The organism is Brevundimonas diminuta (assembly GCF_022654015.1).
Lineage (GTDB): Bacteria > Pseudomonadota > Alphaproteobacteria > Caulobacterales > Caulobacteraceae > Brevundimonas > Brevundimonas diminuta_C.
In genome coordinates this window covers 2,632,238-2,645,397 of record NZ_CP073063.1, presented here as the reverse complement: position 1 = coordinate 2,645,397, position 13,160 = coordinate 2,632,238, and the positions used below count along the sequence as shown (strand labels likewise).

The following is a 13,160-nucleotide window of genomic DNA, read 5'->3' as shown; positions in this document are numbered from 1 at the left end:
TCCAATAGGGCCGGGCGTTCGCCGCCGCTTTGATCGAGATCAAGGCGGGCGTCCCGCGCACCGCCTACGGCCGACGAAACGTCGGTCCAGCAGACCGATTCCTCGGAGCAACGCCATGATCGACCTCGCGGTCGTCGACCTGTCCCGGCTGCAGTTTGCGCTGACGGCCCTTTACCACTTCCTGTTCGTGCCCCTGACGCTGGGGCTGTCGTTCATGCTGGTCATCATGGAGTCGATCTATGTGATGACCCGCCGACCCATCTGGCGGACGATCACTCGGTTCTGGGGCGTCTGCTTCGGCATCAACTTCGTGCTGGGCGTCGCGACCGGCATCACCATGGAGTTCCAGTTCGGCATGAACTGGAGCTACTACAGCCACTATGTCGGCGACATCTTCGGCGCGCCGCTGGCCATCGAAGGGCTGATGGCCTTCTTCCTGGAGGCGACCTTCGTCGGACTGATGTTTTTCGGCTGGAACAAGCTGAAGCCGCACGCCCATCTGTTCGTCACCTTCATGGTCGCGCTGGGCACCAATCTGTCGGCTCTGTGGATCCTGATCGCCAACGGCTGGATGCAGAACCCGGTCGGCGCCGCCTTCAATCCCGACACCATGCGGATGGAGGTCACGGACTTCATGGCCGTGGTGTTCAACCCGGTGGCCCAGGCCAAGTTCGTCCACACCGTTTCGGCCGGCTATGTCTGCGCCTCGGTCTTCGTGCTGGGCGTCTCGGCCTTCTATCTGCTGCGCGGCAAGCACGTCGGCTTCGCCAAGCGATCGATGACGGTGGCGGCGGCCTTCGGCCTGGCCTCGTCCTTGTCGGTCGTCGTGCTGGGGGACCAGTCCGGCTACGCCCTGACCGATAACCAGAAAATGAAGCTGGCCGCGCTGGAGGCCATGTGGCGCACCGAACCCGCGCCGGCGGGTCTGACCCTGATCGGCATTCCGTCGATGAAGGATCGCGAGACCCATTACGGCGTCCACGTGCCGTGGATCATGGGGCTGATCGCCACCCGCACCATCGACAAGCCGGTCGAAGGCATCTTCGAACTGGTCGCCACGGCCGAGGACCGCATCGAATCCGGTGTCATCGCCTATGACGCGCTTGAGAAGGTCAAGGCGAACCCAGCCGATCCTGTCGCGCGGGGCGTGTTCGAGACCCATCGCCGCGACCTCGGTTATGGCCTGCTGCTGAAGCGCCACGTCGCCGATCCGCGCCTGGCCTCGCCCGAACTGATCAAGCAGACGGCGTGGGAGACGGTGCCGAACGTGCCGGCCCTGTTCTGGAGTTTCCGCATCATGGCGGGCGTCGGGATGTTCATGATCGCCATGTTCGGCACGGCCTTCGTGCTGTGCACTCTGCGCAAGCATCAGACGAAGTGGTTCCTGCGCCTGGCCGTCCTGGCTATTCCGCTGCCGTGGATCGCCATCGAGTTCGGGTGGATCCTGGCCGAGTTCGGTCGCCAGCCCTGGGCGGTGGAGGGCGTGCTGCCCACCTTCCTGGGCGCCTCGTCCCTGACCGTGCCGCAGCTGTGGGCCACGATCGTCGGCTTCACCCTGCTGTATGGCGCCTTGGCGGTGGTCGAGGTGCGACTGATGCTGTTCGCCATCAAGAAGGGGCCGTTCCACGAACAGGAGACGTTCGGCGAACCCAGCCCCGAAGCGCCGACCGAGCGCGTTCCCGCGCCCGCCGTGGCCTGACCCAAGACCTTAGGACATCCGACCATGGATCTTCCCCTCGACTTCGCCACGCTTCGCATGATCTGGTGGGGGCTGCTGGGCGTGCTTCTGATCGCCTTCGCCCTGACCGACGGTTTCGACCTGGGCGTCGGCGCCCTTCTGCCCTTCGTCGCCAAGACCGACGAGGAGCGCCGCATGGTGATCAACACCGTCGGCGCCACCTGGGAAGGCAACCAGGTGTGGTTCATCCTGGGCGGCGGCGCCATCTTCGCCGCCTGGCCGTTCGTCTACGCCGTCAGCTTCTCGGGCTTCTACCTGGCCATGTTCCTGGTGCTGTCCGCGCTGATTCTGCGGCCGGTGTCGTTCAAATATCGCTCGAAGCGGGCGTCGCCGCGTTGGAGGTCGTTCTGGGACTGGTGCCTGTTCATCGGCGGCTTCGTCCCGGCCCTGGTGTTCGGGGTGGCGGTGGGCAACGTCCTGTTGGGCGCGCCCTTCCATCTGGATGGCGACCTGCGGTCCTTCTACGACGGCACGCTGCTCGGCCTGTTCACCCCTTTCAGCCTGATCGCCGGCCTGTTGTCGGCAGCCATGCTGGTGCTGCACGGCGCGGCCTGGCTGTCGGTCAAGGCCGAGGCCGGCCCTGTTATGGAGCGGGCGCGATTGTTCGGCACGGTCGCCGCTGTTCTGGCCCTGATCCTGTTCGCGGTCGGCGGACTGTACGTCGCTTACGGCGGCCTAGGCTACCGGATCACCGGCGCCCTGGACGTCAACGGCTTCTCCAATCCGCTGCGCACGACGGTCCAGGCCGCGCCCGGCGCCTGGCTGGACAACTACGGCCGCTATCCGTGGATGCTGATCGCACCCGTCCTTGGCTTTGTGGGCGCGCTGGTCGGCCTGATCGGGATGTGGCGGCGGTCCGCGCCTCTGGCGTTCGGAGGATCGTCACTGTCGGCGGTGGGCATCATCTCCACCGTTGGCTTGTCGATGTTCCCGTTCATCCTGCCCAGTTCGGTCAATCCGCAGTCCAGCCTGACAGTTTGGAACGCGTCATCCAGCCATCTGACCCTATTCATCATGCTGATTTGCACGCTGATCTTCCTGCCTCTGGTGCTGCTCTACACCGCCTGGGTCTATCGCGTGCTTTGGGGCCGGACCTCGACCGCCGCCCTTAAGACCAATCCCGAGCTGTACTGACCCTTAGGAGCACAGAATCATGTGGTATTTTTCCTGGATCTTGGGGCTTGGCCTGGCCGTCGGGTTCGGCGTGCTGAACGGCCTGTGGCACGAGTTCCATCTCTTTGACGAAGGCGACGCCGGCCTGTCCACGCCCGACGCATCGAAAGAGGGCGATGTCCCCCTCTAGCCCCTCGCGCGCGGCCGTTCGCGACCTGATCGCGCGCTATGACGCCCATGCGCCGCGCTATACCTCCTATCCGACAGCGGCCCAGTTCACGCCCGCCGTCGGACCCGGCGAATGGGCCGACTGGCTGGAGCGCCTGCCCTCCGATCGGCCGGTCTCGCTGTATCTTCACCTGCCGTTCTGCAAGCGGCTGTGCTGGTACTGCGGCTGCAACACCCGGGCGGTGAACCGGGCGGGCGTCATTTCCAGCTATGTCGATCTGCTGTTGCGTGAGGCGGATTTGGTCCTGGCCCGGATCGGCCGGCCGGTCCGTGTCGGCTCGATCCATCTGGGCGGCGGCACCCCGAACATGCTGTCGCCGGACGATCTGGAGCGACTGTTCGCCGGTCTGTCCGCGAGGTTCGACCTGGGCGACTGTTTCGAGATCGCCGCCGAGTTGGACCCCGAAGTCCTGACGCAGGAGTGGGTCGAGGCGGCGGGCCACATCGGCCTGAGCCGCGCCAGTCTGGGGGTGCAAGACCTGTCGCCGCGCGTGCAGGCGGCGGTCAACCGGCCCGAACGTTTCGAGACCATCCGCTGGGCGGCCGAAGCCTTGCGGGCGCAGGGCGTGACCTCCCTCAACCTGGATCTGATGTACGGCCTGCCGCTTCAAGCCGTCGAGAACGTCATCACCACCCTCGGCCAGGTCACGACGCTGAGGCCGGAACGGATCGCCCTGTTCGGCTATGCCCACGTGCCGTGGATGAAGCCGCATCAGCGGTTGATCAACGACGCCGATCTGCCGGACGCGGAAGCGCGCTTCGCCCAGAGCCAGGCGGCGGGGCGCTATCTGGTCGGCAAGGGATGGCAGGCGATCGGACTGGATCATTTCGCCCTGCCGCATGACGGGCTGGCCGCAGCGGACCGGGCTGGACGGCTGTATCGCAACTTCCAGGGCTACACCACTGACGCCGCAAAGGTGCTGATCGGCCTGGGCGCCTCGTCGATCAGCCGCACGCCCAGGGGCTATGTTCAGAACCACGCGCAGGAACGCGACTGGCGCCGCGCTGTCGAGGCCGGCGACCTGCCGGTCGCCCGAGGTGTCACCCTGACCGAACGCGACATGTTCGTCAGCCAGATTATCGAGCGGCTGATGTGCGATTTCGTCGTCGATCTTGCACCCATCGTTCGACGTCGCGGTCGAGACCTGTCGGACGTCGCCGGCGCCTGGTCCCTGTTGGAGCGCTTCGTCGACGACGGTCTGGTGCGGATCGACGGGACGGTGGTGGCGGTGACCGACCTGGGCCGCCCCTTCGTCAGGGCGGTTTGCGCCGCCTTCGATCCCAATGCGGCGGCTCTTCAGCAAAGGCATGCGCGGGTGGTGTGAGTGGACAGATTGTCCACCCGCTGAACGATTTGCGCTGGATCAAGGCTGAGGCGTCCACCGGGGCGCACACCCCGCTCAGACGCCTGACAAAGGCCGCACGACGCGGCCATGGCGTCGGGGATCAGAAGATGAAGACCAAGACCCTGCTGCTCGCCGCTGCCGCCTTCACCGCCTGCGCGGCGCCGGCCTTCGCTCAGACCTCCGTCGCCTGGGAGACGCCCAAGAAGGGCGACTTCTTAGTGAGCGGGCGCGTCACCGACGTCTCCTCCCAGGCCGATGACGCCATCACCACGGCGGCGGGCGCGGACACCGGCCTGAAGGTGGATGTGGGCGACAGCGTCATGCCGACCCTGGGCTTCACCTACTTCCTGACCGATCACTTCGCGGTCGAGGCGATCCTGGGCACGACCCGGCACGAAATCCGCGCGCAGGGCGGCGCGACGGACGTGGCCGTGCATGAGACCTGGGTCCTGCCGCCGGTGGTGACCCTGCAGTACCGCCCGCTGAGCCAGGGCCGCATCAGCTCCTATGTCGGGGCGGGCGTGAACGCCATGCTGTTCTACAGCGGCAAGGGCAAGAACGGCTTCACCGTCGATCTGGACGACGGTTTCGGCTACGCGCTTCAAGCGGGCGCGGACGTCGGGATTCAGGGGCCCTGGAGCCTGAACCTTGACGTCAAGAAGATCTGGTTCGAAACCGACGCCAAGATCAACGACGGCGCCCTGAAGTCCAGCGTGAACCTCGATCCATGGGTCGTGTCTCTGGGCGTCAGCCGCAAGTTCTAGCCGAAGCCTCCACGGGTCAGCGACCTTTGTCCCATTGACTGGAGCGCCGATGCGGCGCTTTTTTTCCGAAAGAGCGCCAGGGAAAATCAATGGTCGCGCAAACGGGAAACGGCCACGGCAAGCTGATCAAACAGGCGCTGGACGCCGCCGGCGGTGAGGCGCGTTCGGCCCTGGCGGCGTCATGGCGACGATCGATGTCGCTTTATGGGCTCGATCCCGAGGATGAAGGCCGGCCGAACACCCTGACAGACCAGGAGTTGCGCGAAGCCCGTGACGCCCTAGAGCCGATGACAAGGGCGGCTCAGGACTCGCTTGACCGCCTGTTCCTGGCCGTCGGCGATACCGGATGCTGTGTTCTTCTCACCAACGCTGAAGGGGTGACCTTGGAACGGCGAGGCGCAGCGGCGGATGATGAGATCTTTCGCCGCTGGGGCTTGTGGCCCGGCGCGGTCTGGTCTGAGGCGGTTGAGGGTACAAACGGCATCGGCACGGCTTTGGCCGAGCGTCGGCCGCTGACCATCCATCGCGATCAGCATTTTCACACCCGTAACACGGCGCTGAGTTGCACCAGCCATCCCATCTACGGACCGACAGGGCGGCTGGCGGGCTTGTTGGATGTCTCGTCGTGCCGGGCCGATGCGACGCAGGGCGTATTGGGCTTGATCGCGGCGGCGGTGGCGGACGCTGCGAGAGCGATCGAGGCGCAAACCTTCCGGCACGCTTTTCCACACGCGCGCATCGTGCTGACCGACGATGCGGCCGGACGAAACACGGCGGCCCTGCTGGCGGTGGATCAGGACGATCTGGTGGTCGGAGCGACGCGCGCCGCACGCCTCGCGCTCGCGATCACCGACGACCGGATCGCGAACCAGCTGGCGGCGTCGGAGGTTCTGGGCGTTGGCGCAGTAGAAGCCGGTCTTCTGAACGCCGAACGCGGCGCGGTGCGTCGCGCGCTAGCCTTGAGCGGCGGCAATGTCTCGGCGGCCGCGCGCGCTCTCGGGGTCAGCCGCGCGACCCTGCACCGCAAGCTGCACAGGCTCGGCCTCTCTAACGCACCTTAGCAAGCCATCTGTCGCAGTTCTGCGACAGGTGTGCGCCGCAGCATGGCAGCGTCGTCTGGCGTCATGCTCTCTGCCGGACGACCTTCTGCTCCAACGACGTCGACAATCGACGCCAGAGGACAACGCAGGAGGCCTTCATGACCAAGCCCGAATTCATTCGCGCCGCGACCCCCAAATTCAAGGCGCGCTACGACAACTTCATCGGCGGACAGTGGGTCCCGCCCGTTAACGGCCGCTATTTCGAGAACACCTCGCCGGTGAATGGTCGGGTCCTGTGCGAGGTCGCACGATCGGACGCGGCCGACGTCGAACTGGCCCTGGACGCCGCCCACGCCGCCAAGGAAGCCTGGGGGCGAACTAGCGTCGCCGAACGCGCCGTCATCCTGAACAAGATCGCCGACCGGATCGAGGCCAATCTACAAGCCGTCGCAGAGGCGGAGACTTGGGACAACGGCAAGCCAGTGCGCGAGACCACGGCCGCCGACATCCCCCTGGCGATCGACCATTTCCGCTATTTCGCAGGCTGCATCCGGGCCCAGGAAGGCGGGATCTCGGAATTGGACCACGATACGGTCGCCTATCATTTCCATGAGCCGCTTGGCGTGGTGGGGCAGATCATCCCTTGGAACTTCCCGATTCTGATGGCGGCCTGGAAAATCGCCCCGGCCCTGGCGGCGGGCAACTGCATCGTGCTGAAGCCGGCGGAGCAGACCCCGGCGTCTATCCTCGTGGTGATCGAACTGATCCAGGATTTGCTGCCGGCCGGCGTACTGAACATCGTTTCGGGCACGGGTGGCGAGGTGGGCGAGCCGTTGGCCACCAATCCTCGCATCGCGAAGATCGCCTTCACCGGCTCGACCGCCGTCGGTCAGAAGATCATGGGCTATGCGACCCAGAACCTGATCCCGGTGACGCTGGAGCTCGGCGGGAAGTCGCCGAACATCTTCTTCAAGGACGTGATGGATCACGACGACGCCTATCTGGACAAGGCGCTGGAAGGCTTCGCCATGTTCGCGCTCAATCAGGGCGAGGTCTGCACGTGCCCCAGTCGGGCTCTGATCCATGAGGACATCTATGAGACCTTCATCGAGAAGGCGATCGCCCGGGTGGAGTCCATCGTCCAAGGCGACCCTCTGGACCCCGCGACCATGGTGGGGGCGCAGGCCTCGACCCAGCAGCTCGACAAGATTCTGGGCTATCTGAAGCTCGGCAAGGAGGAGGGCGCCGAGGTTCTGACCGGCGGCGATCAGGCCGCGCTCAAGGACGATTTGGCTGGCGGCTATTACATCAAGCCCACCGTGTTCAAAGGCGCCAACCACATGAGGATCTTCCAAGAGGAAATCTTCGGTCCGGTCTTGGCGGTCACGACCTTCAAGACCTTCGAAGAGGCCATGGCAATCGCCAATGACACGGACTACGGCCTGGGCGCCGGGGTCTGGTCACGCGACATGAACACTGCCTACCGCGCCGGTCGCGCCATCCAGGCAGGCCGCGTCTGGACCAACTGCTACCACCAATACCCGGCCCATGCGGCCTTCGGCGGCTACAAGAAGTCGGGCATCGGTCGGGAAAACCACCGCATGATGCTGGACCACTATCAGCAGACCAAAAACCTTCTTGTCAGCTACAGCCCCGACAAGTTGGGCTTCTTCTGAGCTGGGCGCAGGATGGCCGATCTAGGATTGGCCATCCTGCTTACGGTTCCTATCATTAGCCGCTCAGCTGGACGGGCCTGCAACTGATCAAGGTGGCGCTGCTGCGAGCAGCCTGCAGAGGGGACGGTTTTGAGCCGCTGGACGTCAGCTTTTGAGCTTTAAGGCGATGACCGCTCTTGGCGCGAGGCCGATATTTGGCGTCCTACCTGAGACGTTTGGGGAAACTGCCGTCAGACGCTCGACACATCGGAGCCGGATCAGAAAATGTCTGTCGCCATCGGCAGGCCTTCGCCCTAGCCTGACGACGCTGCAATCGAAGGCGGATCAGCCGCCGGGTCAGCAAGAGGAAACACATCATGCGTATGCTGTATATCGCCGCCGCGGCCGCCTTGGCCTTGTCGGCTTGCTCCGAGCGGACCGAGCAAAACGCCGCCGCTACGGCGGAAAACGCCGGCGACACGGTCGCCTCGGCGGCCAGTGACACAGCCGCGAATGCGGACGCCGCCGCCGACGCAACCACCGATGCAGCCAAGGAAGCGGCAGCTAACGCCGATGCCGCCGCCGATACCGCAGCGCGCAAGACCGATGCGGCCGCTGACGCTGCGGCCCGGACCCAGTAAGAGAAGCGCCGCGACGCTCCGGATGCCTGTCGGGGGCGTCGCGACATCTTCAATATGATGTAAGCAGTGCGACCGGCTCACCGGGCGATTTTGGTCGGGAGAAACGGACATGCTGGAAGTCGGAACCACCTGCTGGCGTGCCGAAGTCGCGCCCCGCGCCGCGCTGTTGGTGGACATGGAGCCCTATCTGGCGGCCGCAAAGGCGGCGATGAGCCAGGCGAGTCGGACCATCCACTTCCTGAACTGGGCCTTTGATCCCGACACCGTCCTTGATCACAAGCCAGCGGACGGCTCTGGTCCGCAAACAATCGGCCGCTTCCTCAAAGAGCTGTCGCAAGCCCAGCCAGATTTGGAAATCCGGATCCTGTGCTGGAAGTCGCCCCTAGCCGTTGCGGCCACGCAGCGCTTCTTTCCCTGGCGCAGCCGTCGCTTCTTCGCCGACACGCGCGTCGATTTCCGTCTGGACGGAACCTTGCCGCCAGGCGCTTCCCACCACCAGAAGGTCATCATCGTGGATGACGCCGTGGCCTTCTGCGGCAGTTGCGACATCGGTCCCGACCGATGGGATAGCCCCGAACATCTCCACCCCGACCCGCGTCGGGGGAAGACCGAGAAGGGAACGCCCTGCTACGATTGCCGCCATGAGGTCATGGCGATGGTCGATGGTCCTGCGGCGGCCACTCTGGGTGACCTTTTCCGCGAACGATGGGCGAGAGCGACGGGAGAGCTGCTTGCCGCCTGGGCTGAAACCGTTTGCGACGTCTGGCCGGACGCTGTGAAGCCCGATCTGGAAAACGTTGAGATTGGCGTGTCTCGAAGTCAGGCCCCGTGGAAAGATTTTCCGGAGTTGAGGCAGGGCGAGGCGGCCACATTGGCCGCGATCGCTGCGGCCAAGACGACCCTCTACATTGAGAACCAGTATTTCACCTCGCCCATCGTTGCAGAGGCTATCGCTCAGCGGCTTGATGAAGCCGACGGCCCGGAGGTGATCTTGGTGTCGACCCAGCATTCGCCGAGCTGGTTCGATCAAATGACCATGGACAAGACGCGCTCGGCCTTTCTCAAACGGCTAGAAGACGCCGATCGGCATGGGCGGTTCAGCGCCTACAGCCCTGTCACGCGCAATGGCCGGATCATCATCGTCCACGCCAAGCTTGCCGTCATCGACAACCGTTTCGTGCGTATCGGGTCCAGCAACGTCAACAACCGGTCGCAGGGCTTCGATAGTGAATGCGACCTGACCCTGGATGCGGGATCGGACCCCGAAGCGGCGGGAGGGGCCTGCGTCGGCGTATTTCGTAATCGGCTGATTGCGCACTGGCTGGGGTGCGAGGAGATGCGTGTTAGCCAGGCCGTCACGACATATGGCGGCGTCAGCGCGGCCATCGAACATCTGCGCGACGAAGGATTGGACCGTCTGCGTCCGCTCCGATCACGCCATCACGGCGCCTTCTCCCGGTTCGTCGCCGAACACCACCTGGGCGATCCAATCTCGGCTGCCGACAGCCTACGACCGTGGCGCCGACCGGCGCAGATGCGACACAAACTTGCGGCGGCGGCGCATCGGCTGGTCCGCGCAGACATTCCGGCCCCGGAAGTGCCGCTGGGCGGTCCCATCGAACCGGGCAACGGTCAGGACTAACCCTCCGCGCTGACGATTGCTTAGTCTTCAAGCCAATCGAGTAGAGGGCGAACCTGTCTCCGTTGTCACTTGGTTGAGCGTGGTGAAGCTTTCTATAAAGGTGGGCGTCCCAACCGAGAACTTCAGATGAATATGCCGCGTCGCCAACTGCTTGCCACGTCGTTAGCGACAGTGGCGCTTATGCCGGCAGGCCAATCCGTTGCAATGGATACGGGGGCTATCGAAGTGGTTGCTGACGGCTTTGCCCAGACACAGAACTTCAACGGCGTGATCGCGGTTGCGATCGCCGGTCGATCGATCATGTCAAAGGCCTACGGCGTGTCCGACGTTCGCAATCATTCCCCGGCCAGCACTGCCTCAACCTACGCCATTGGCTCCATCTCCAAATGGTTCACGGCTGCCATGGTTCTTCGGCTGGCGGAGATCGGATTGCTGCGCCTGGACACGCCTCTATCTACGCTTCTTCCAGATTTCCCTACGAGCAGCGGAGCGACCGTTACCTTGGCGCACCTGCTGTCCAACACGAGCGGGCTTCCTGATCTTTTGATGCCGGCCGCCAAAGCAAATTCCGATCTGCGAACGTCAAATGCTTCTGCGGGAGAAATGGTCACCCGCTTCGCGCCGACGGAAACGAAGTTCGTTCCTGGTTCGGACTTCGATTACGCCTTCATGAATTGGGTGATCGTTCGCGCAGTCATTGAAGCTCAAAACGGCGCACGTTTTGAGGATTTGGCGGAGAGTTTACTGCTCAAGCCAATGGGCTTGGCGAACACAGGGATCGCCAGCCGAGGATTCGAAGGCGTTCCCGGCTTAGTCCCTGCCTTCGATGGTCAGACCGTCGCCGCGCAGTTGGATATGAGCACATGTTATAGCTACGGAGCAGCCTCTGGAACCTTCTATTCAGATGCTGCTGACTTGCTGACATTCGCAGATCGGCTCCTGAGCGGGTCTCTTTTGACCCCGCAATCGAAGTCAGAGCTTTTGAAGGTCCGATACTTGCGGGAAGGCTACGCTCTGGGCGGGAGGGTGCGCGTAGGGTCTGCTGGACCTGTCGCTTGGGAGACCGGATCCGTGGGGGGATACAAATCCCTTCTCACCTACCGACCGTCGGATCGCCGATCGGTAGTGGTTCTGAACAATACCGATATGTCGCAAACTACGATTAACGACTTCGCCGCGAGCATTTTCGATCTGCCTTCGATCTAGATTGAGAAGGTCTCTGGAACCGACTCTTCAAACCAAGGGGACATCCGTATCTGTGCGGCCGCTTAGAGTCCGCGTCATATCGAAAGCGAAGCCTGCGACGAAGTACGCGGTTTGCGTGCGCGGTCGGGCGTATCTCCCATCCGGTTTGATCCTATCGAGGTTCGGCTTGCATCAAAGCGTCAAGCTCACCCCGCGCGTCCGATCATCATGTCGGCACCCACAATCACGCTTACTGTGAGGCTAGCCACGAGATAAGCTAAAGCATTAAAGCGCCATGACGCCCCAAGGCGTCGCGAAGCCCAGATCGTGCAAGCGACCAAGGCCGCGGCGGTGACGAAAGGCAAGGTCCAGAAGCCGATGCCGAGCCAATCGCTGACGCGCGCCTCGTCATTGGGCAGGATGAAACTCAATCCCTGCGCGACCACGCGCATGAAAGCCGCAGCATAGAGGATCGCAAACGCGGCCACACTTTGTCTGGTGCGCACCAGGTAGAGCGCGGTCAGGGCCTGTAGGATCGTGACAAGAGGACCGGCGATCGAGACCAAGGCGTGGTCGCCCGCCGATGTCGCGGCTGAGGGAACTGAGCCATTCAAGCCGTAGGACATCTGGTGCCCGAGTATCGTGCCTGCACCCCAGTGCGCGCCCTCGTGGATCACGAAGGTGCCCAGGATCACCAGCGCCAAGAGTCCCGCATAGCCAGCGGTGAACCTAGGCCGAACAGCCCGGTCGGAAGATGTGCCGCTTATCATCGCTTTGCCCTCCAAGCGATGGCTGGCGCCGTCATGACGCTACGCCCTCCGCGTTTAAGTCCGATATAAAGTTGCGGAACATCCATCTTTAAGTCAAGATTAAAGATCGGACATATGCAGGAGCTGCCGTGAGACCGTCGAACCTATCTCGATTTCGTCGTATGTGTGCTCGATTCCGCTGGCTGGCGGTGTTTATGACGCTGAGCGTCGGCTTGCTGGTGTCGTGGGCCGGGGTCATTGTGCCCTCCATCGCTTTGCTGTCTGGAAGGATGGATGCGAGCAGCCTTGTGACACCGATGGTGTGGACAATCTCACCTTTTTGCTACCTGTTCGGGGTCTGGTCGATCGGCCAGGCGATGGGTGATTTGGCCCGCGGCAGCATGTTTACCGCGACAGTAGCCAACGCCTTGAGGCGGGTCGGTCTGGCGCTTGGGCTTGGCGGCGTCTTCAGCGTATTCGTCGCGACCAACCTGCTGCGTTTCTTGGAGCAGATGCGCGGTGGATACCTGCATTTCGACGTTGCGGGTATGACGCTGGGCATGATCGGCGGAGCCCTTTTCCTTCTGGGCCGTGTTCTGGATCAGGCTGAGGCTGTCCAGGCCGAGCTGGACGAGATGATCTGATGCCGGTCCGGGTCACACTCGACAGGCTAATCAACGCTAAGGGCTTGAAGGCTCGTGACTTGGCTCAGCAGGTCGGATTGAGCGAGACACAGCTATCTCTCTTTCGATCAGGCAAGGTCAAAGGCATCCGGTTCCGCACGCTTTCCCGACTGTGCGCTGCATTGGACTGCAAACCAGGCGATTTGCTGGACTATCTGTATGAGCCATCTGACCAAACGATCGGTCCTGACGAGGAAAATTAGTCTCTCACTATCCGAGCCAGCCCGATATCGGCAGCGGTTGGGCAGCACGCACGAGCACTGAGATACGAAACTAGCAAGCCCATGTTTCCCTGACCAAGTTGCTGGAAGTCTGGTTTTCGACCAGCTCTCGATGTCCGCTTGTGGCGCATTGTGACTGTCGAAATGGCAGCGCG

At 63.3% G+C, this 13,160-nt stretch carries 13 protein-coding genes; 12 read left to right on the top strand and 1 reads right to left on the bottom strand.

Annotated features, from left to right (window positions below; genetic code table 11):
- The first annotated feature begins 118 nt into the window (after positions 1 to 118).
- The 10 genes from KAK88_RS13180 to KAK88_RS13135 all read left to right on the top strand — a co-directional run bounded on the left by KAK88_RS13180 (position 119) and on the right by KAK88_RS13135 (position 11,373).
- Complete coding sequence (locus KAK88_RS13180) at positions 119 to 1,699, top strand: cytochrome ubiquinol oxidase subunit I (protein WP_242078604.1); 1,581 nt, start codon at positions 119 to 121, stop codon at positions 1,697 to 1,699.
- 24 nt (positions 1,700 to 1,723) lie between these two features.
- A complete protein-coding gene (cydB, locus tag KAK88_RS13175; RefSeq protein ID WP_242076957.1) occupies positions 1,724 to 2,872 on the top strand; it encodes a cytochrome d ubiquinol oxidase subunit II in 1,149 nt (382 codons plus the stop codon).
- Between the two features lie 19 nt (positions 2,873 to 2,891).
- Positions 2,892 to 3,041, top strand: a complete 150-nt coding sequence (gene cydX, locus KAK88_RS13170) for a cytochrome bd-I oxidase subunit CydX (RefSeq protein WP_017504187.1) — start codon at positions 2,892 to 2,894, stop codon at positions 3,039 to 3,041.
- A complete protein-coding gene (gene hemN / locus KAK88_RS13165) occupies positions 3,028 to 4,404 on the top strand; it encodes an oxygen-independent coproporphyrinogen III oxidase (protein WP_242076956.1) in 1,377 nt (458 codons plus the stop codon). The genes cydX and hemN overlap by 14 nt, the downstream gene beginning before the upstream one ends.
- A gap of 128 nt (positions 4,405 to 4,532) precedes the next feature.
- The gene (locus KAK88_RS13160) at positions 4,533 to 5,189 is read left to right on the top strand and encodes an OmpW/AlkL family protein (RefSeq protein WP_242078603.1); all 657 of its coding nucleotides are present in this window, start codon (positions 4,533 to 4,535) and stop codon (positions 5,187 to 5,189) included.
- Positions 5,190 to 5,278: 89 nt separating this feature from the next.
- Positions 5,279 to 6,250: a helix-turn-helix domain-containing protein gene (locus tag KAK88_RS13155; protein ID WP_242076955.1), complete on the top strand. Its 972-nt coding sequence runs from the start codon at positions 5,279 to 5,281 to the stop codon at positions 6,248 to 6,250.
- 137 nt (positions 6,251 to 6,387) lie between these two features.
- Entirely contained in the window at positions 6,388 to 7,905 is a 1,518-nt protein-coding gene (gene exaC / locus KAK88_RS13150; RefSeq protein WP_242076954.1) for an acetaldehyde dehydrogenase ExaC, read from the top strand.
- Between the two features lie 356 nt (positions 7,906 to 8,261).
- Complete coding sequence (locus tag KAK88_RS13145; RefSeq protein ID WP_242076953.1) at positions 8,262 to 8,525, top strand: hypothetical protein; 264 nt, start codon at positions 8,262 to 8,264, stop codon at positions 8,523 to 8,525.
- A 109-nt stretch (positions 8,526 to 8,634) separates the two neighbouring features.
- On the top strand, positions 8,635 to 10,167 hold the full coding sequence (locus KAK88_RS13140) for a phospholipase D-like domain-containing protein (RefSeq protein WP_242076952.1): 1,533 nt from the start codon (positions 8,635 to 8,637) through the stop codon (positions 10,165 to 10,167).
- 126 nt (positions 10,168 to 10,293) lie between these two features.
- A complete protein-coding gene (locus KAK88_RS13135) occupies positions 10,294 to 11,373 on the top strand; it encodes a serine hydrolase domain-containing protein (protein ID WP_242076951.1) in 1,080 nt (359 codons plus the stop codon).
- A gap of 185 nt (positions 11,374 to 11,558) precedes the next feature.
- Here KAK88_RS13135 and KAK88_RS13130 read toward each other — a convergent pair whose 3' ends face one another.
- The gene (locus KAK88_RS13130) at positions 11,559 to 12,056 is read right to left on the bottom strand and encodes a hypothetical protein (RefSeq protein WP_242076950.1); all 498 of its coding nucleotides are present in this window, start codon (positions 12,054 to 12,056) and stop codon (positions 11,559 to 11,561) included.
- Between the two features lie 260 nt (positions 12,057 to 12,316).
- Between KAK88_RS13130 and KAK88_RS13125 the strand changes: the two genes are divergently transcribed.
- Complete coding sequence (locus KAK88_RS13125; protein ID WP_242076949.1) at positions 12,317 to 12,745, top strand: DUF2975 domain-containing protein; 429 nt, start codon at positions 12,317 to 12,319, stop codon at positions 12,743 to 12,745.
- Positions 12,745 to 12,987 (top strand): helix-turn-helix domain-containing protein, encoded by a 243-nt coding sequence (locus KAK88_RS13120; protein ID WP_242076948.1) that lies wholly within the window; start codon positions 12,745 to 12,747, stop codon positions 12,985 to 12,987. The genes KAK88_RS13125 and KAK88_RS13120 overlap by 1 nt, the downstream gene beginning before the upstream one ends.
- Positions 12,988 to 13,160 lie beyond the last annotated feature (173 nt).